The organism is Cupriavidus sp. F041 (genome assembly GCF_057814235.1).
In genome coordinates, this window is record NZ_JBVASY010000002.1 from 1,585,134 (window position 1) to 1,602,692 (window position 17,559).

The following is a 17,559-nucleotide window of genomic DNA, read 5'->3' on the forward strand; positions in this document are numbered from 1 at the left end:
CCCTGCACGTCCGGTCGGCTATCATGCTGATCCTCTCCGAAGTGGCTCCTTATGATTTCCGTCCGTAATGTCACGCTGCGCCGCGGCGTCAATGTCGTACTCGACCGCGCCTCCGTCACCTTCACCCCCGGCGAAAAGATTGGTCTTGTCGGCCGCAATGGCGCCGGCAAGTCGTCCTTCTTCGGCCTTCTCAACGGCACGCTGCACGAAGATAGCGGCGAGTTCTCGATTCCCGCTGCATGGAAGATGGGCCAGGTCGCGCAGGAGATGCCGGAGACCGAGCAGAGCGCGACCGACTTCGTAGTCGAGGGTGACACCGCGCTGCTGGCCGCGCAGGCCGAAGTAGCCGCCTCCGAGGCCAGCGACGACGGCATGCGCATGGCGCACGCCTACATGAACCTGCACGACGCCGGTGCACACGATGCCCCTGCACGTGCCCAAGCGCTGATCCTGGGCCTTGGCTTCAGCGCTGAGCAGCTTAGCCAGCCGGTCAACAGTTTCTCCGGCGGCTGGCGCATGCGACTGCAGCTGGCGCGCGCGCTCATGTGCCCGTCCGACCTGCTGCTGCTCGACGAGCCGACCAATCACCTCGACCTCGACGCGCTGGTCTGGCTGGAAGCCTGGCTCAAGCGCTATCAAGGAACCCTTGTAATGATCAGCCACGACCGCGAATTCCTCGACGCGGTGACGCAGGTGACGGTGCACGTCGACAACGCCAAGCTCGTGCGCTATGGCGGCAACTACAGCAAGTTCGAAGACATGCGCGCTGAGCAGCTCGTGTTGCAGCAGGCCGCGATGGCCAAGCAGGTGGAAAAGATCGCCCACCTGCAGAAATTCATCGACCGTTTCAAGGCCAAGGCCTCGAAGGCGAAGCAGGCGCAGAGCCGGGTCAAGGCGCTCGAACGCATGGAGAAGATCGCACCGGTGCTTGCCGATGCGGAGTTCACCTTCGAGTTCAAGGAGCCCCTCAACGTCCCGAACCCGCTGTTGTCGATGCTGGACGCAAGCTTCGGCTACCCCGCGCCGGCCGGCGCACTGCCGGGCACGCCGCCCACGGTCATCGTGCGGGGCATCAACCGTTCCGTGCTGGCCGGGCAGCGCATCGGCATTCTCGGTGCCAACGGCCAAGGCAAGTCCACGCTGGTGAAGACGGTGGCGCACGCGCTGGCGCCGATTGCCGGCGAAATCAGCGAAGGAAAAGGCCTGAACATCGGCTACTTCGCACAGCAGGAACTCGACGTGCTGCGCCCGCTCGACACGCCGATGGAACACATGATCCGCCTTGCCAAGGACACGCCGGCGCACATGCGCGCCCCCGGCCAGAGTGGCACCGAACAATCGCTTCGCACCTTCCTCGGCTCCTTCAGCTTCAGCGGCGACATGGTCCATCAGGCGGTTGGCACGATGAGCGGCGGCGAAAAGGCGCGGCTCGTGTTGTGCATGATCGTGTGGCAGCGCCCCAACCTGCTGCTGCTCGACGAGCCTACCAACCACCTCGACCTGGCCACACGCGAAGCGCTAGCCATGGCGCTCAACGAATTCGAAGGCACGGTGATGCTGGTCAGTCACGACCGGGCCCTGCTGCGCGCCGTCTGTGACGAGTTCTGGCTGGTCACCAAGGGCGGCGTCGAGCCCTTCGACGGCGATCTGGACGATTACCAGCAGTTCCTGCGCGACGAAGCCCGTCGCATGCGCGAGCAGGCCGCCGCAGAGCAGAAGGTCATCGCCTGAGCTACCCCCGGGCGGGCGGCGGGCGTTGCATGGGAGGCGAAGCGCGGACGTTCGCCAAGGACTTCAGCAATCGTGCGGACAAGCGCGCCAGGTGCCGGCGACTAACGCCAACGCGTACCGAGCCCGACGATACTTGGAACGCATGGCGCGAATAGGCTCATGGCTGTCTGCAGTATGAGCGGTGGCGACCTGGGCAATGCGGCCACCAGCGCACAACGTCGTTCCGAACTCGCCCGCCAGGAGGCGCTGGCAGGTGGCGCGGACAGTGCTGCCGGCGCGGGCTGAGACAACGCGGCGCTGCGCGTGTTGGAGCGTTCCGACCCGTTCCCACGCGGTGAGAACAGCAAGGGGCCGGACAGCTTCATCATCACATTCCGTCCCAACGACTAATAAGGCACCTCCAAGTGGGCAGCACGCTTCGCAGCCTGTGCCGCCTCCCTGGCGCTGCCCTGAATATCGCCATGGCGTGACGTTCCAGCCACGTCCTGCGCAATTGGCGTTCGCCTGTCAAATTATCCGTATGCGACGGCGCTTGTAGAAAGCATCGATATATTACAATGCACCAGCGCGGCGTCGGATAATAGCGGCCACATCATTTTGAGCACCATTTTTGGAATTCCCCCATGGAAATTAAGGTCAACTTTCTCGATAAGCTACGTCTTGAAGCCAAGTTCGATGACTTCACGGTGATAGCCGACCAGCCTATCCGCTATAAGGGCGATGGCTCCGCACCGGGTCCGTTCGATTATTTTTTGGCCTCGTCGGCATTGTGTGCGGCTTATTTTGTTAAGTTGTACTGCGTAACTCGCGATATTCCGACCGATAACATCCGCCTGTCGCAGAATAATATTGTTGATCCGGAAAACCGATATCAGCAGATTTTCAAGATTCAAGTCGAATTGCCGGCTGATATTTCTGCCAAAGACCGCCAGGGTATTTTACGATCCATCGATCGCTGTACGGTAAAAAAAGTGGTGCAAGCCGGACCCGAGTTTGTCATCGAAGAGGTAGAGAACTTGGATGCCGATGCTCAGTCGTTGCTGACGTTGAAGCCGGCGTCTGACGCCAGCACCTATATTGCGGGCAAGGATCTGCCATTGGAGCAAACGATCGCCAATATGTCGGACATTTTGTCGGTCTTGGGGATGAAGATTGAAATCGCTTCATGGCGTAATATCGTTCCCAATGTCTGGTCGCTGCATATCCGTGACGCGCACTCGTCAATGTGTTTTACCAATGGCAAGGGAGCGACCAAGGAAAGCGCGTTGGCGTCGGCGTTGGGAGAGTTTATCGAGCGCCTGAATTGCAACCATTTTTATGCCGGTACGTTTTGGGGCGAAGACCTCGCCAATGCGGCGTTTTTACATTACCCGAACGAGCGCTGGTTCAAGCCTGGACCTAAAGACGCGCTGCCGGCTGAAATTCTCGATGAATACTGCCTGCCCATTTACAATCCCGATGGCGAGTTACTTGGCTCGCATCTGTACGAAACCAACTCGGGGAATTTGCAGCGCGGTATCTGTTCGCTGCCGTATGTACGGCAGTCGGACGGCGAAGTGGTGTATTTCCCCTCCAATCTGGTCGAAAACCTCTACGCCAGCAATGGCATGAGTGCTGGTAATACACTGGCCGAAGCGCAGGTGCAATGCTTGTCCGAGATTTTCGAACGGGCGGTAAAGCGCGAAATTCTGGAGGGCGAAATGGCACTGCCTGATGTGCCCCATGAAGTGCTGGCGAAATACCCTGGCATCCTGGCTGGCATTCAGGGGCTGGAAGAGCAGGGCTTTCCGATATTGGTGAAGGATGCTTCGTTGGGCGGAATTTATCCGGTGATGTGCGTCACCTTGATGAACCCACGAACTGGCGGTGTCTTTGCTTCGTTCGGCGCGCACCCAAGCCTCGAGGTGGCGCTGGAACGGAGTCTGACAGAATTGCTGCAGGGTCGCAGTTTTGAAGGCCTGAACGATTTACCACAGCCCACCTTTGTCAGTAACGCCGTGACTGAGCCGAACAATTTTGTTGAACATTTCATTGATTCCAGCGGCGTGGTGTCGTGGCGCTTTTTCAGCGCCAAGGCGAATTTCGATTTTGTCGAGTGGGATTTTTCTGTCCAGGGCGAGAACTCCAATGCCGAGGAAGCAGCAACCTTGCTCGGCATTCTTGAGGACATGGGTAAAGAGGTGTACATGGCGGTGTATGACCAGCTAGGCGCCGTTGCTTGCCGGATTTTGGTTCCGGGCTATTCGGAAGTCTATCCTGTAGAAGATTTGATCTGGGATAACACCAACAAGGCACTGTCGTTCCGCGCAGATATCTTGAACTTGCATTGCCTGGACGACGCAAGCCTGGAGGCCCTGCTTGAGCGTCTGGATAACAGTGAGCTCGATGAATACGCCGACATCGCCACGCTGATCGGCATCGAATTTGACGAGAATACGGACTGGGGGCGGCTGACAGTTTTGGAGTTGAAGCTGCTCATTCATCTCGCCTTGCAGCAATTTGAGGCGGCGCACGAGCTGGTGGGCGCCTTCTTGCAGTACAACGACAACACGGTCGAGCGCGGACTGTTTTACCAGGCCTTGAATGTGGTGCTGGAGGTGCTGTTGGATGACGACCTGAACCTGGATGACTACGCGGTCAACTTCCGTCGGATGTATGGCAATGCGCGGATGGACGCGGTGCTGGGTTCAGTGGACGGCAGCGTGCGTTTCTTTGGTTTGACGCCAACCAGTATGAAATTGGAGGGGCTCGACAGGCACCACCGCTTGATTGACAGCTACAAAAAATTGCACTCGGCGCGGGCAAATGTGGCGGCTACAGCCAGTTAGGGCGGCAGTGACGGGCTGCTCGATCCTGCGCAAAAGGCGTTGTCGGAATTTCGCTACATTAGCCGGATGACCACTATGGGTTGATTACTGCCGCTAGCGGCATCCTGGCGAAGGACCGATCTACTTTGCAGATGGGACATTGAGGCCTGCCCACCCGAGTTCGACAGTTTGAGCCCGATATTCGCCATTTCTGACCGTCGCCCCTAGCACTGGCGCGGCTTCCCGGGTCGTGGGCGCCAAACTCTTGTAGTGGCACGTTTGTAAGAACGAAGCCTATATTTGACAAGGCACTCAATGCCTGTAAAGTAACGGCATGTTCGTCAAAGTCACCTCCTCCGGTTCTCGCCGTTATGTGCAGTTGGTCGAGTCCTATCGCGATGACAACGGTCAGCCTAAGCAGCGCACCGTTGCCACCTTAGGCCGTCTTGATCAACTTGGCGACAGCATGGAAGGCGTGATCAATGGGCTGTTGCGCGTCACCGGCCGCCCCGCACTTGAGGCAGCCGCCGAGCCCGCGGTGACGTTCGAATCGGCCCGTGCGCTCGGCGACGTGTGGGCGCTCTCCGAACTGTGGCAAGAGCTCGGCTTCGACGGCTTGCGCCGCGTGTTCCGACGCACCCGCCATGCCATCGATGTCGAAGCGCTTGTGCGCATCATGGTCTTCAATCGCCTGTGTGACCCGGAATCCAAATTGGGTGTGCTGCGCTGGCTGGAAACGGTTGGCCTGCCAGGGCTGTCCATCGAAGCCGTCGACCACCAACATCTGCTGCGCGCAATGGACGCGCTGGTCACGCATCAGGCAGACGTCGACGCCGTGTTGGCGGGGCTGTTGCGTCCGCTGGTCGATCAAACCTTATCGGTGGTGTTCTACGACATGACGACCATTCGTGCCGAGGGTCTGTCGCAGCAAGAAGATGATGTGCGCCAGTACGGCATGGCCAAGGAAGGCGTCATTGCCCGGCAATTCATGTTGGGGGTCGTGCAGACGGCAGAAGGATTGCCGCTCTATCACGAAGTGTTTGACGGCAATACCGCGGAAGTCACGACGCTGAAGCCAACCCTCGAGAAGGTGCTGAGCCGGTTCCCCGTCAAGCGCGTCATCGTCGTCGCCGATCGGGGACTGCTCTCGATCGACAACCTGGCAGAGCTGCAGGCGATGACCTTGCCAGACGGTGCGCCGCTGGAATTTATCCTGGCGGTACCGGGCCGTCGCTACAGCGATGTGGTTGATTCATTGGAAGGCCTCCACACACAGCAATGCCTGCCGGCCCATGAAGAAGTCCTGGGCGAAGTGCCGTGGAACGGCTTGCGCTTGATCGTGGCGCACGACCCCGTGGCAGCGCAGCAGAAAGGCAGGCAGCGCGATGCGCAGATTGCACACCTGGAGCAGCTTGCCGCGCAGTGGGTGGGTAAGCTTGATGCGCAAGACACCGGCCATCGCAGTCGTGGCAAAAAGCTCTCGGATGGCGGTGCCCGCGCACGTTTCTACCATGCGGTCTGCGAGGCCCATCTGGCTCGTATCATCCAGGTCGATCTAAAGAGCGAGCGCTTCTGCTATGCCATCGATGAGCGAGCCTTGCATCATGCCCGCATGATGGATGGCAAGCTGCTGCTGGTCACCAATGCCGCGGATCTCTCACCACGTGAAGTCGTCGACCGCTACAAGTCATTGGCGGATATTGAACGCGGGTTCCGTGTGCTCAAGTCCGAGATCGAGATTGGCCCGGTCTACCACCGCTTGCCAGACCGCATCCGCGCCCATGCGGCGATCTGCTTCATGGCACTGATTCTGTATCGGGTGATGCGGATGCGCTTGCAGGCCGCCAACAGCGAGCTGTCGCCCGCGCGAGCTCTTGCCATGCTCAATCGCATTCAGCACCACCGCATCGTCATCGACCAATCCAAGTCCGTGGCAGGGCTCTCGGCCATCAGCCAGGAGCAGGCCCGGGTTCTCTCCGCATTGAAGGTTCGCAAACCAGCCAAAACGACCCAACTGACTCTCTTGTAGTGGAGCGTTTCGCAGTCGGCTCCAATCAAATCAAAGACTTACGCTTCTAACTGTCGAACTCGGGTGCCCAGGTATAAGAGGCGATTGTTTCCGGATAACTGCGGCGCATCGACGAGACGAATTCGCGAAGCGCGGCGACTCTAGTTTCCGGACGGCCTGGCCCCGTCATCAGGCCCAGCCCAAAGGGTCTTCTAACGGCCCTGTAGGCAAGTGCCGCCCGGCCAGCTTGATGCCCTGCCTGTCGCCTGCGGTCTGCGCGCACCGCCAGGCCGTCGGATTAGCACCTCGGGCCTAACAAGGGGGTGGCTCCCTCCCTCAGCCCTGCAATGCGGGCATGACCACTTCCTGCACAATCCGCATCCCTTCGGGCGTACTCCAGCTACCTGCAAGCTCGGCAATCACCTGGTTCGTACTGGAGAGCGTGACGCCGTTCTTCTCCATGCGGCGCAAGGCCATGTCGTCACCGATCTTGCTCGGCGAGCCGCCGGCATCGGCGATCACCTGCACTTCGTAGCCATCGCGCACCAGGCTCAGTGCCGGGAACACCGTGCAGACATCGTTGGTGACGCCGGCGATGATGAGCTTCTGGCGCCCGGTCGCCGCGGCGGCCGCAGCAAAATTCTCGTCATCCATCGCGTTAACGATACCGACGCGCTTGATGCGCGCGGCGAATTCGTCCGGCAGGATGGTTTCCAGTTCGCTCAGCAGCGGCCCTTGTGCGTATTCCTCCATGCTGGAGGTCAGCACGACCGGCATCTTCAGGATGCTGGCGGTCCTGGCCAGCATCAGCGCGTTGCGCTTCATCTCTTCGAAGGGGATGGAATGGACCCAGCCCATGGTGCCGACCTGGTGGTCGATCAACAGAAGCGCGGCGTTATCGCCGGTGAAGCGTTCGAAAGCCATGATGAGACTCCTTCGTGGTCAGGTTGCGGTGGAGTGCAGCGGCGGGCCGGCAAAAAGCATGACCTCGGCGCTGCCGTGGAGGGCTTGCAGCGTGATCGCGCAGGGCGCGTCCTGCGCCGGAAAAACTGGGAGCTTGAGATCGTTGTGCCCGAAGTCCTGGCCGTCCACCGTCGCCGTGCCGAAGATCGGCATGACGAAGGCACAATGTCCTGCGTCGATGGGCACGGCCAGTTCGGCACCTTCTTCCAGCGAAATGTCGAGCATCGTCACTTCGGTCGGCGGCGTCAGCGGGGAACGGGCGTCCCGGAAGCGTCCCACGGGCACGCGCACCTTTGCCCCGGGCAACTGCACCACCGGTACGTCCTGCGGCTCCAAGGTCAGTGCGAATGGAGCAATGTACTGTCGCTCCGGGGCAAGGTTGACGAAGATCTGCAACGAATGGACAGTCTTGCCGGCCTCTGCCGGAACTTCCTCATGAACGATACCGCTCCCGGCCGTCGCCCAGTGCAGGCCACCGGGTCGGATCAGGTTGCGGGGGCCGAGCGAATTACGGTTGTCGATGCCCGTTTCCGAGTCGAGGAACAGGTAGGACACGGCCGAGAAGCCGGCATGGGGATGCGGCGGAAAGGTCGGCGCGCTCATCCAGGCATGATCGATCCCGAGGAAGGGATCGATCAGCGCTGCCACCCCGCGCAGGGCGTAGGCGCGGAAGTGGCTGCCGTGGTTGGCGCGCTGCAGCGGGGCAATGACGGGCATGATGTTCGCCTCAGGCGCCCTGGGCTTCACTCAAGGTAGGGTAATCGATGTAGCCCTGCGCCGTGCTGCCGAAGAAGCCATTGCGGTCCGCCTCGTTCATCGGCGCGCTGTGCTTCAGCCGGGCGACGAAGTCCGGGTTCGCGAGCACCATCTGGCCGTAGGCTTCCAGGTCGGCCAGCCCCGAAGCCAGGTCGGCCCCGACCTGCTCGCGCGGGCGGCCCGGCCGGTTCAGGATCAGCGTGCGCTGCCAGAGCTTGCGGATGTCGGCCTGCACCGCTTCATTGCCCTGGTGCATGATGTGCAGGTAGGCCAGCCCCAGCTTGTCGAGTTCGGCGACCAGATAGCGGTACAGGCCCGGTCCTTCGGCGCCTTCGTCGATGCCCCACATCGCCGTGCCGGGCGACAGCCGGATGGCGGTGCGGTCCGCGCCGATTTCGTCGGCAATCGCAGCAGCCACCTCGATTGCGAAGCGGGCGCGGTTCTCGATCGAGCCGCCGTATTCATCGGTGCGCGTGTTCGCGCTGGGGGCGAAGAACTGCTGGAGCAGGTAGGCGTTGGCGCCATGGATCTCGACGCCATCGGCACCGGCCTCGATCGCGCGGCGGGCCGCATAGCGGAAATCCCGGACAGTCTGGCGCACTTCCTCGGTGGTCAGCGCCCTTGGCACCGGAATGTCCTGCATGCCCTTGGCCGTGAACATCGGCGCGCCCGGGGCGATGGCCGACGGCGCGACGCCCTGCCGGTGATGCGGCGTGTTATCCGGGTGCGACATGCGCCCGGCGTGCATCAACTGGATGAACAGGTGGCCGCCCTTGGCATGCACGGCATCGGTGGTCTTCTTCCAGCCTGCCACGTGCGCGTCGGTGTAGATGCCTGGCGTGGTCAGGTAGCCCTGCCCGTCGTCCGAGGGCTGGGTGCCTTCGGTGACGATCAGGCCGACGCTGGCGCGCTGGGCGTAGTACTCGGCAGCCATTTCGCCCGGCGTGCCGTCGTACTGGGCACGGCTGCGGGTCATCGGTGCCATGACCAGGCGGTTCTGCAGGGTGTAGCGGCCGACGCGGACGGGATCAAACAGTTTGCTCACGATGGTATTCCTCGGTTGAATTGGATGGAGGCATCATCGCGCGATCCTTGTGCGGGATAAATATGGTAATTTGGAGAACATTGATCCGATAATGGAGCAATTAACTGCTTAATGACATGGCGTTGTTTGTTGAGGTCGTCAAAGCCAAGGGTTTTCGCAGCGCCGGGGAGGCCATGGGCGTGCCGAACTCGACACTGTCGCGCCGGATCAGCGGATTGGAGAAGGCGATCGGGCTGCGCCTGCTGCATCGGACGACCCGCAAGATCGAACTGACCGAGGCCGGCCAGATTTATTTCGAGCGTTGCAAGCGCATCGTCGATGAAGCCCGCCTGGCACACGAGCAGCTAGGCGAAATGCTGGCCCAGCCTAGCGGCGTGCTGCGCGCCTCGTTGCCGGTGGATTTTGCCGTGACCTACCTGGCACCCCTGATCGCCGAATTTGCCGGCCTCTATCCTGGCATCACCTTCGATTTCGACCTGACGCCGAGACGGGTCGACCTGGTCAGCGAACCCTTCGACGTGGCAATCCGCATGGGGGAATCCGAAAGCTCGCAGCTGATCGCACGCACGCTGGCCTCGCTCACACCATACCTCTATGCCTCGCCGGGCTACCTGGAGCGATCGGGCGAGCCAGCCAAGCCCGCCGACCTGGCACGGCATGAGTGCCCGGGCATCCTGAAGGCGGGATCGTGGACATTGCACGACGGCGAGCGCGCCACCACGGTGTCGGTGGCTAGCCGCTTCACGCTCAACAGCGTTGGCATGATCCGCCGGCTGGCGACGCTCGACATGGGCATCATCCTGATGCCCGAGGAAATCGTTGCCGATGACCTGGCCAGCGGGAAGCTGCGGCGCATCATGCGGGCATGGCACGGCACGCCAATGCCGGTCTATGCCATCACCGAGACCCGCCTGCTTCCCGCGAAGACTCAGCGCTTCATTGAGTTCCTGCGGGAGAGATTGGGGCGATAGCTCGGTAGGGTCCAATACTCGCCGAGCATCGGGATGATTCGGCCGTCACGCGCACTGGGGATCAGTCCCGAAGAAAGACCGCTTAAAACATGGTCAAGCCGTAAGACTTCTCGCGTTCGATCCACCCAGGGCCTGATTCCTCAGCCATTTCCCTCTATGCAATGGCGAATGTCCGTAGCTCGGTGCCATAACCGCCGTTCAACCGCGCGCGCGCAACGGCCGTGATGGGTTGGGAAGAGACGCCCGAGGAGCGACTGGCGGACGCCGCTTATGTTAAGGATTGTTTGATGTCTGCCCTCGTCTGCAGGACTGTGAGAGGGAGCGGCGCGTGTGGGCAGGCGTCGAACAATCCTTAACAGACACGGTCAATGGTGGCGGTGACTTGTTTGGCTGCTCCTCGTGGTGCAATGGCCATTGCCACGACTGCCGTGAAGTGCCGAAACGGATTAAAAAGAAGCCCCGGCATAGCTGGGGCTCTTCCTCAAGCGGTCAAGACATAACGGCTACGGCCGCAGCATTCAACGGAGCGAGCACGCAAATTCGTCGAGCTGCGTTATCACGCTATTCCAGCCGTCGAAGAAGCCAAGCTTCTCGTGCTGCTCACGCTCGGCGTCGTCCTGGTGCATCACCCTGGCGACATAGCGGCTGCCTTCGCCATCGTCGGCCATTGTAATGACAGCGGTGAAGCCCAGCCACGGCTTAGTCGGACGCCAGCCTGCCGTGAGCATTGACGTGAAAACAAGGCGCGATTGGGGAGCGACGTCGAGAAAGCAGCCAGGGTTATCGCTGCTGTTCCCGTCCGGGCCCTTCATGAGGGTATGGAAAGCGCCGCCCGGTTGCAGGTTGAAGGCGATCACTTCCGTTGTCCAGGGCTTCGGGCACCACCATTCCTTCAGGAGTTCCGGTTCGGACCATGCGCGCCACAAGGCGGCTCGCGGCGCGCGTAGCACGCGGGTGATAACGAGGTCGCGGGAATCAGCGCTATCAGCTGCGTTTTGTGTCATTGGTTGGCTCCTCTTGATGAAGTCGTTCAACGAAATGGACCATCCGGTCTGATCTTGTGTCCCACATAGCTCGCTGCTCGGCTATCCACTGCTCGGCCTCCGACAGTCTTTCTGGTCGTAGCTCGCACGTGCGAGTGCGGCCGACCTTATGTGTAACGATAAGTCCGCTGCGCTCAAGGACAGTCAGGTGTTTCATGAAGGACGGCAGCGCCATATCGAATGGTGCTGCCAACGCCGATACCGTCTGCGCGCCGCCGACCAGCGTGCAAATGATTGCGAGACGTGTGGGGTCAGCCAGTGCCTGGAACACCTCGCTGACCGCCAATCTATACTTATCCATATGGCTAAGTATAGGTGCTTATCCGAGAACGCACAATAAGATAAGCCCAGGCTGGGTGCCGGGGCGTTGTGTTGTCCGCCGAGCGCTCGCGATCGGCCGCTCGATTGATTCGGATGCGTGTCTCAGAAGGGGCGGGAACGGACAGCCGACAGGGACCTCACAATGCCTACTCCTCAAGCCACAACCGGCCATTGAGCGAGCCGCACGACGCGCGGTGGAGCGACTGCTTCGCTCCCCAAACTGTTGAAATGCCAGCAAATGCTAGGCAAGCAACAGCAAGGCATCAGCGAGCGAGAGCACCGTTGTGCGCGAATCGAACGCCGTTGAAAAAAGATGATCGTGCACGACCTGATCCGGGTCGTAGCAGCAATCCTTGACCGTGAATAAACGGAAGTCCGCATCGCTCGCGTACGCGACCGACGACAGCACCACACCGGTCGACGCAATGCCCACCATGAGCAGGGTATCGATACCCTGCGCGGAAAGCCGCACCTGCAGGTCGGTACCAAAGAACACGCTGGCACGATGAGCGATGATGATCGGTTCGGTGGCCTGTTGGCCGAGTTCCGGCGAGATCTGGTCGTCGACGAAAAGACCAAGTTGCTTGATTCCCTGCCCGTTCCTGTTCAACGGACTGACTTCCGGATAGCCTGGACGAAAGTGGATCTTGGCGAAATAGACGCTGACGCCCTTGGCCCGCGCAGCGTCACACAGCTTGCGCGTATTGGAGAGCAAAGTGGGCGCGACCGATGGAAATAACGCCAGGATGTCGGTCTGATAGTGCATGACCACCAGAGCGGCTTGAGCTGGAACAATTGCCGGAATCTGCATGGTCACACTGTGCGCATCAGCGGCGCTTTCCATGCCCTGTTGATGGTCTGCTGAATCGACGGGTCCACGTTCAACGGGTGGCGGCATAAGGCTGCGCGATAAAGAATGATGATCGACTCTACCACTGAAAGAGCCCGGCGGCCGAACAAGCAACGGACTTCTCGGCCGCCAGTCCACCAATATCCGCGCTCCGTAGGGGATTGCCCATTGCGCGCGTGCTTACCAGGCTTACGGTGAAGCCGCCACCAAGGCGCCAAAGCGGCTCACGTCGAGCGACGACTTCGTGGCGGTGAGGCGATGATAGGCAGCGCAGGTTCGGACTGCATCAGCGTACCCGTAGTAGGCACTGGTCCCGTCGTCCTACGTTTGGCACTAGTTTTTCCGGTGCCGCGCGACCAGCGCAGGCAGTCCCGCTTGCAAGGGCATCATCGGTCTGGCCCCTTCGGCCAATCTGAAATCGAACCGCGACCATCCGTCGCTGTTCGAGCCGGTGCACGTCTCGGGCCGGACATCTATGGCAAGGGCATTACCAACGCCATCGGCATGATCCGGTCTGGTGCGCTGATGTTGGACTTCCTCGCGGGCAAGACGCAGGACGGTGCGCTGCTGTGCTTGACCGGTCATTGAAAGCACAAAGCAGGATCATACGGTCCATAGGATGAAAGACGCCGCGTTTCATATTGTCCGTTGGAAGTGCTTGGCGCGCGCCGCGTCTATGCTCAACCCATCGACAATGCTGGGGGCCTGCTATGAATCGACGACAATTTGCTACCGGGAGCGGACTGGCGCTGCTTGCATTTAGTGCGCTAGCGCAGGAGAAGACTGGGACCCGGCCGCAGCAGGCCGACGCGGCTGGCGTTGACAGTACGCTGGTGGGTCAGGCTGCAGCGGCCGTGCGGGGTGGTGAGTCGGTGCAGGACGCCTTTGCCCGCTTTGCAGCAGTCGCCGCAAAGGCGATGCCTTTTCTGCACATGACCGCCCTGGTCGCAAAGGCATCTGCGGCGGTCGGCGCAGACGGGCCAGGTGACGTGCGCCGACTTTATTCCAGCGTTCCTTCGGCCTATCCGGTGGGGGGCTGGAAGCATCTCGGGGGTAGCGAATGGGCGGAGCATGTCCTGCAGCAGCAGCGCGTACTGGTCGCCGCCGGCGATGCCGCCCTGGCTCGCTACTTTCCTGATCACGCACTGCTGCGCTCGCTTGGCACACGCACGCTGGTCAACGTGCCAGTGGTGGTTTGCCGTCGAACCGTAGGGGCATTTGCCTTCCTATGCCAGGACGAAGGCGTGGCGCCTACTGCACTAGCGCAGATCGAGGCACTGGCACCTGGCGCTGCTGCAGTGTTCGTATTTGGCGCTGGGGAACAGGCATGAACGGGGAGGCTGCTACTCTGCTTCAGGGCGTGCCGGAGGCCGCCACGACCATAGCTGAAGCGCAGAAATCGACTGCCGAGTTGACCGACGCCGACATCTCTGGCACTCCAAGGGTCCGAGCGTGGTTGCCCATGGCCCTGGCGGTCTGCGCGCTCTTGATCTGGAGCACGCTCGCCGTGTTGGTGGTCAGCCTGTCCGGTCTGTCGCCGCTGTTGACCACGGGCGTGGCCTTGGCTGGGGGCGGCATCATCGGGCTGCCGTGGGTTCCCTGGAGACGACTGGAGCCGGGTGCCGTTCTGGTGGGCAGTCTGGCCATGTTGGGCTATCACGCGCTCTACTTCCTGAGCCTGAAGACTGCCGATCCCGTCGCGGCTAACTTGCTGCACTATCTGTGGCCGCTGTTCATCATTCTGCTGGCACCGCTGATGTTGCATGGCCACAAGCTCACCCGCAGCCATGTCAGCGCCGGCGTGCTTGGCTTTGCCGGTGCGGCAGCCTGCCTCGGAGCGGTGCCGGTGTTCGGCGCCGGCGCAGGGATCGGATTTGCGCTTGCGCTCGTTTCGGCGCTGATCTGGGCTTATTACTCGGTCTGGTCGCGGCGCTTCGCCGAAGTACCCACGGCCACGGTTTCTCTCTATTGTCTACTCGCCGGCTTGGCCTCGCTTGCCGCCTACGTGGTGCTTGGCCAGTTCCCTGCGTACGACAAGCTTGCGCTGGGCGGTGGGATGCCATCGCTAGCACACAGGCATTGGCTCACACTGGCGTACCTGTCGCTTGGGCCGCTGGGCGGTGCCTTCTATCTGTGGGACTACGCGATGAAGAGGGGCAATCCGCATCAGGTGGCGCTGCTGGCCTATGCGGTGCCGGTGGTGTCCACCCTGTTCGTCAGCGTGTTCCTTGGTCGCGGCATCGATGTCGCCACGACGGTCGGTGCGGGACTGGTTACGGTGGCAGTAGCCATTGGCAACCGCACCGCGCCGCGGCGCTGACGTCAACCTGGAAGAAGACGACATGGAAAGAGCAAAGGCGGCTGCTATCGAGATCGGCGAGGAAATCGTAGCGGGGTTCACCAAGTATGGTCTACCTGGCGTGGCGCCGGCGCGGAGCCGCGATCGCGGCGTGGGGCCGTTTCCTCGCATGGTTCTGCGCGGTGCTACGTTGATCGACGGCACCGGCGCGCCCCCTTGGGGTCTGGTCGATATTGTGGTCGAAGGCAACCGGATTGCCGACATCGTCAGTGTCGGCGTACCTGGCTTGCCGATCCGTCCCGAGCGCAGGCCGCCGCAGGCGGAACACGAAATCGATTGCGGAGGTGGCTTCGTCACCCCTGGCTTTATCGACAGCCATGCGCACATAGGTGCGCCGTTCCACGCGGCAAGCGGCAACATGCCGGGAGCAGACTACGTCTACAAGCTGTGGCTCGCACACGGCGTGACGACCGTCCGGGAAGCTGGTTGCTTCAACGGCCTGGCCTGGACGCTGGAGCAAAAGGCCGCCTCTGCTGCCCACCGCATCGCGGCCCCGAGCCTGTATGCCTATGCCTATTTCCCGGCCATCAACGACTATCTGAAGACCATCCACACGCCCGCCGCTGCGCGCGAGTGGCTGCGTCAGTTGGCCGACAAGGGAGCGGACGGCGTCAAGTTCTTCGGTGCGCCCCCGGCAGTGATGGAGGCGGCGTTGGACGAGGCGAGGAACCTCGGGCTGCGCACCTGTTGCCACCATGCCGCGCTGGCGGTCAGCCGCATGAACGCGCTGACCACGGCACAGTGGGGTCTGACCAGCTCGGAGCATTCCTACGGTCTGCCTGAAGCCCTGTTCGAGGACCGCACGGTCCAGTCATTTCCGTCCGGCTATCACTACAACGACGAATACCTGCGCTTCGCCACGGCGGGCACCACCTTCCTGCAGGCTGCGCAACCCGGCAGCGCGAAATGGGAACAGGTGCTAGACGCCTTCCTCGCCGCCGGGCACACCTTCGTGCCCACCATGAACGTCTACGATGCCAACCGGGACTTGATGCGCACGCGCCGCGCCGACTGGCACGCGCGCTTCACCGATCCCACGCTGCTGAAGTACTTCGAGCCGCACCGCGGCGGCCATGGATCGTACTGGTATCGTTGGACCACACAGAACGAAGTCGAGTGGCGCGAGACCTTCCGCCTGTGGATGCACTTTCTGCGCGATTTCAAGAACCGTGGCGGCCGCGTCTGTGCTGGCAGCGATTCGGGGTTCATGTACCAGGTCTACGGCTTTGGCTTCGTGCGCGAGCTGGAGCTGCTGCAGGAAGCGGGCTTCAACCCGCTGGAGGTGCTGCGCGCTGCGAGCTACCACGGTGCGGAGTTGCTCGGGCTGGAAGCGGAAACCGGGTCGGTGGAGGTTGGCAAGCGTGCGGATCTGCTGGTCCACGACAGCAATCCACTCGACGACTTCAAGCTGCTCTACGGCACGGGTGCGCTGCGGCTGGACGAGGTGCGCCAGCGCGGCCAATGGCAGCGCTGCCTGCGCACCACCATCAAGGACGGCATGGTGTTCGACACCCAGGAACTGCTGGACGACGTTGAAGGGATGGTGGCCGCGGCAAATGCCGCCGAGGACGGCCGGTAATGGAAGCCCCGGCCGAGTTCGTGGTGCTGTCGGGCTTCCTGGGCAGTGGCAAGACCACGCTGCTGGGCGATCTGTTGGCCGCCGATGACGATGGCCGCACGGCTGTCATCGTCAACGACGTGGGGCAGGTCAATATCGACGGCGCGCTGATCGCGGTCACCGCGGGCGCGCCGATGGCCACGCTTAGCAACGGCTGCGTCTGCTGCAGCCTGACCAACGATCTGCAGTACACCATCGAGGCCATGCTGGAGACGCGGAGGCTCTCCGGCGCCCCGGGATTCCGGCGCATGATCCTTGAGTGCAGCGGCCTGTCTGAGCCCGGTGCGGTGCTGCGCAGCTTATCCGAACTGGCGTACTTGCGCATGCGCGTGCGTGTGGTGACCACCTATGCCTGCGACAGGCCGCTGTCGCGTCAGGAAGAGTTCGGCCTGGCTGCTGCGCAACTTGCCTCTGCCCACGTGATCGTCCTGACGCGGATGGACGTCGCCGATTCCCAACAGATCGTGCAAGCTACGGCGTTGGTTCGAGCGCTAGGCGCCATGGCCACGCTGGTGGCCGAGCGCGACCCGCACGTACGCGCGCAGCGTGCCTTCGACGAGGCTGAGTCAGGGGAGGCCACGCTCCCGGGCAGTCCTGCTGCTTTCCTGGCGGAGGGCCCGGTTGGCCATCCTCGCATCAATGTGTATGCACTGCAGTGGAACGGCCGTGTCGCATGGCCATTGCTCGCCGCGTGGCTGGAGAACCTGGCCGGTTACCTGGAGGATAGGTTGCTGCGAGTCAAGGGGCTTGTGGTGGTGGAGGGATGCGAGGAGTTGTTGCTAATCCAGGGGATCGGGCAGCACTTCGATACACCGCGGCGTATCGGCGCGGATGATCCATCCACCGGCAGTATGGGTGGGAGGCCGTCGAACCTTATCGTCATTGCCCGCGATACGGAGATGACGGAGATCCGCGGCATCGGGCCGGCGCTGCCGATGCCGTGCCGCCTGTCGATGATCCGATCGCCCGGCGCCGGCAGTGCTCGGGTCCGGCTGGCGCGGCTGCAAGAGTAGGCTTGAGAAGTACTGCAAATGAAGAAACGCCGCACAGGATACCCGTGCGGCGTTTTTCGCTTTCAGTCAAGCGT

General features: G+C 61.8%; 15 protein-coding genes and 1 pseudogene. 10 read left to right on the forward strand and 6 right to left on the reverse strand.

Going from position 1 to position 17,559, the window contains the following annotated elements:
• Positions 1-51: 51 nt before the first annotated feature.
• The 4 genes from ACZY0R_RS24500 to ACZY0R_RS24515 all read left to right on the forward strand — a co-directional run bounded on the left by ACZY0R_RS24500 (position 52) and on the right by ACZY0R_RS24515 (position 6,567).
• Positions 52-1,731 carry an ABC-F family ATP-binding cassette domain-containing protein gene (locus ACZY0R_RS24500; RefSeq protein WP_488861958.1) on the forward strand — a complete coding sequence of 560 codons (1,680 nt, stop codon included), beginning with the start codon at positions 52-54 and terminating at the stop codon, positions 1,729-1,731.
• Positions 1,732-1,890: 159 nt separating this feature from the next.
• Positions 1,891-2,016, forward strand: a complete 126-nt coding sequence (locus tag ACZY0R_RS24505; protein ID WP_488861960.1) for a hypothetical protein — start codon at positions 1,891-1,893, stop codon at positions 2,014-2,016.
• Between the two features lie 338 nt (positions 2,017-2,354).
• A complete protein-coding gene (locus ACZY0R_RS24510; RefSeq protein WP_488861962.1) occupies positions 2,355-4,559 on the forward strand; it encodes an OsmC domain/YcaO domain-containing protein in 2,205 nt (734 codons plus the stop codon).
• A gap of 313 nt (positions 4,560-4,872) precedes the next feature.
• Positions 4,873-6,567, forward strand: a complete 1,695-nt coding sequence (locus ACZY0R_RS24515) for an IS1634 family transposase (RefSeq protein WP_488861964.1) — start codon at positions 4,873-4,875, stop codon at positions 6,565-6,567.
• Positions 6,568-6,882: 315 nt separating this feature from the next.
• Here ACZY0R_RS24515 and ACZY0R_RS24520 read toward each other — a convergent pair whose 3' ends face one another.
• From ACZY0R_RS24520 to ACZY0R_RS24530, 3 genes are read right to left on the reverse strand one after another with little or no spacing between them, the layout of a single operon-like run.
• Positions 6,883-7,470 carry an isochorismatase family protein gene (locus tag ACZY0R_RS24520; protein ID WP_488861966.1) on the reverse strand — a complete coding sequence of 196 codons (588 nt, stop codon included), beginning with the start codon at positions 7,468-7,470 and terminating at the stop codon, positions 6,883-6,885.
• A gap of 18 nt (positions 7,471-7,488) precedes the next feature.
• On the reverse strand, positions 7,489-8,226 hold the full coding sequence (locus ACZY0R_RS24525) for a pirin family protein (protein WP_488861968.1): 738 nt from the start codon (positions 8,224-8,226) through the stop codon (positions 7,489-7,491).
• Positions 8,227-8,236: 10 nt separating this feature from the next.
• Positions 8,237-9,310 (reverse strand): alkene reductase, encoded by a 1,074-nt coding sequence (locus ACZY0R_RS24530; protein WP_488861970.1) that lies wholly within the window; start codon positions 9,308-9,310, stop codon positions 8,237-8,239.
• A gap of 116 nt (positions 9,311-9,426) precedes the next feature.
• Between ACZY0R_RS24530 and ACZY0R_RS24535 the strand changes: the two genes are divergently transcribed.
• Positions 9,427-10,281, forward strand: coding sequence for a LysR family transcriptional regulator (locus ACZY0R_RS24535; RefSeq protein WP_488861972.1), 855 nt, complete (start codon positions 9,427-9,429; stop codon positions 10,279-10,281).
• Positions 10,282-10,799: 518 nt separating this feature from the next.
• On the opposite strand, the gene ACZY0R_RS24540 is transcribed toward ACZY0R_RS24535, so the two are convergent.
• The 3 genes from ACZY0R_RS24540 to ACZY0R_RS24550 form a co-directional block, all read right to left on the reverse strand.
• A complete protein-coding gene (locus ACZY0R_RS24540; protein WP_488861973.1) occupies positions 10,800-11,285 on the reverse strand; it encodes an SRPBCC family protein in 486 nt (161 codons plus the stop codon).
• Positions 11,266-11,625, reverse strand: coding sequence for a metalloregulator ArsR/SmtB family transcription factor (locus tag ACZY0R_RS24545; protein WP_045238986.1), 360 nt, complete (start codon positions 11,623-11,625; stop codon positions 11,266-11,268). Before ACZY0R_RS24545 ends, ACZY0R_RS24540 begins: the two co-directional genes overlap by 20 nt.
• Positions 11,626-11,886: 261 nt before the next feature.
• Positions 11,887-12,489 carry a cysteine hydrolase family protein gene (locus ACZY0R_RS24550; protein WP_488861975.1) on the reverse strand — a complete coding sequence of 201 codons (603 nt, stop codon included), beginning with the start codon at positions 12,487-12,489 and terminating at the stop codon, positions 11,887-11,889.
• Positions 12,490-12,865: 376 nt separating this feature from the next.
• Between ACZY0R_RS24550 and ACZY0R_RS24555 the strand changes: the two are divergent.
• The 5 genes and pseudogenes from ACZY0R_RS24555 to ACZY0R_RS24575 form a co-directional block, all read left to right on the forward strand.
• Positions 12,866-13,035 (forward strand): annotated as a pseudogene (locus tag ACZY0R_RS24555) (isocitrate/isopropylmalate family dehydrogenase); the annotation flags it as partial.
• A 170-nt stretch (positions 13,036-13,205) separates the two neighbouring features.
• Positions 13,206-13,826, forward strand: coding sequence for a GAF domain-containing protein (locus ACZY0R_RS24560; protein ID WP_488861977.1), 621 nt, complete (start codon positions 13,206-13,208; stop codon positions 13,824-13,826).
• A complete protein-coding gene (locus tag ACZY0R_RS24565; RefSeq protein ID WP_488861979.1) occupies positions 13,823-14,815 on the forward strand; it encodes a DMT family transporter in 993 nt (330 codons plus the stop codon). The genes ACZY0R_RS24560 and ACZY0R_RS24565 overlap by 4 nt, the downstream gene beginning before the upstream one ends.
• Positions 14,816-14,837: 22 nt before the next feature.
• On the forward strand, positions 14,838-16,433 hold the full coding sequence (locus tag ACZY0R_RS24570; protein ID WP_488861981.1) for an amidohydrolase family protein: 1,596 nt from the start codon (positions 14,838-14,840) through the stop codon (positions 16,431-16,433).
• Positions 16,433-17,485: a CobW family GTP-binding protein gene (locus ACZY0R_RS24575; RefSeq protein ID WP_488861983.1), complete on the forward strand. Its 1,053-nt coding sequence runs from the start codon at positions 16,433-16,435 to the stop codon at positions 17,483-17,485. The genes ACZY0R_RS24570 and ACZY0R_RS24575 overlap by 1 nt, the downstream gene beginning before the upstream one ends.
• The last annotated feature ends 74 nt before the right edge of the window (positions 17,486-17,559 follow it).

Excerpts from the sequence above, each read along its gene's own strand:
- ACZY0R_RS24540 (WP_488861973.1), bottom strand. The coding sequence starts at position 11,285 with ATGACACAAAACGCAGCTGATAGCGCTGATTCCCGCGACCTCGTTATC.
- ACZY0R_RS24545 (WP_045238986.1), bottom strand. The coding sequence starts at position 11,625 with ATGGATAAGTATAGATTGGCGGTCAGCGAGGTGTTCCAGGCACTGGCT.
- ACZY0R_RS24510 (WP_488861962.1), top strand. The coding sequence starts at position 2,355 with ATGGAAATTAAGGTCAACTTTCTCGATAAGCTACGTCTTGAAGCCAAG.
- ACZY0R_RS24560 (WP_488861977.1), top strand. The coding sequence starts at position 13,206 with ATGAATCGACGACAATTTGCTACCGGGAGCGGACTGGCGCTGCTTGCA.
- ACZY0R_RS24565 (WP_488861979.1), top strand. The coding sequence starts at position 13,823 with ATGAACGGGGAGGCTGCTACTCTGCTTCAGGGCGTGCCGGAGGCCGCC.
- ACZY0R_RS24500 (WP_488861958.1), top strand. The coding sequence starts at position 52 with ATGATTTCCGTCCGTAATGTCACGCTGCGCCGCGGCGTCAATGTCGTA.
- ACZY0R_RS24570 (WP_488861981.1), top strand. The coding sequence starts at position 14,838 with ATGGAAAGAGCAAAGGCGGCTGCTATCGAGATCGGCGAGGAAATCGTA.
- ACZY0R_RS24525 (WP_488861968.1), bottom strand. The coding sequence starts at position 8,226 with ATGCCCGTCATTGCCCCGCTGCAGCGCGCCAACCACGGCAGCCACTTC.
- ACZY0R_RS24515 (WP_488861964.1), top strand. The coding sequence starts at position 4,873 with ATGTTCGTCAAAGTCACCTCCTCCGGTTCTCGCCGTTATGTGCAGTTG.
- ACZY0R_RS24505 (WP_488861960.1), top strand. The coding sequence starts at position 1,891 with ATGGCTGTCTGCAGTATGAGCGGTGGCGACCTGGGCAATGCGGCCACC.
- ACZY0R_RS24520 (WP_488861966.1), bottom strand. The coding sequence starts at position 7,470 with ATGGCTTTCGAACGCTTCACCGGCGATAACGCCGCGCTTCTGTTGATC.
- ACZY0R_RS24535 (WP_488861972.1), top strand. The coding sequence starts at position 9,427 with ATGGCGTTGTTTGTTGAGGTCGTCAAAGCCAAGGGTTTTCGCAGCGCC.
- ACZY0R_RS24550 (WP_488861975.1), bottom strand. The coding sequence starts at position 12,489 with ATGGAAAGCGCCGCTGATGCGCACAGTGTGACCATGCAGATTCCGGCA.
- ACZY0R_RS24575 (WP_488861983.1), top strand. The coding sequence starts at position 16,433 with ATGGAAGCCCCGGCCGAGTTCGTGGTGCTGTCGGGCTTCCTGGGCAGT.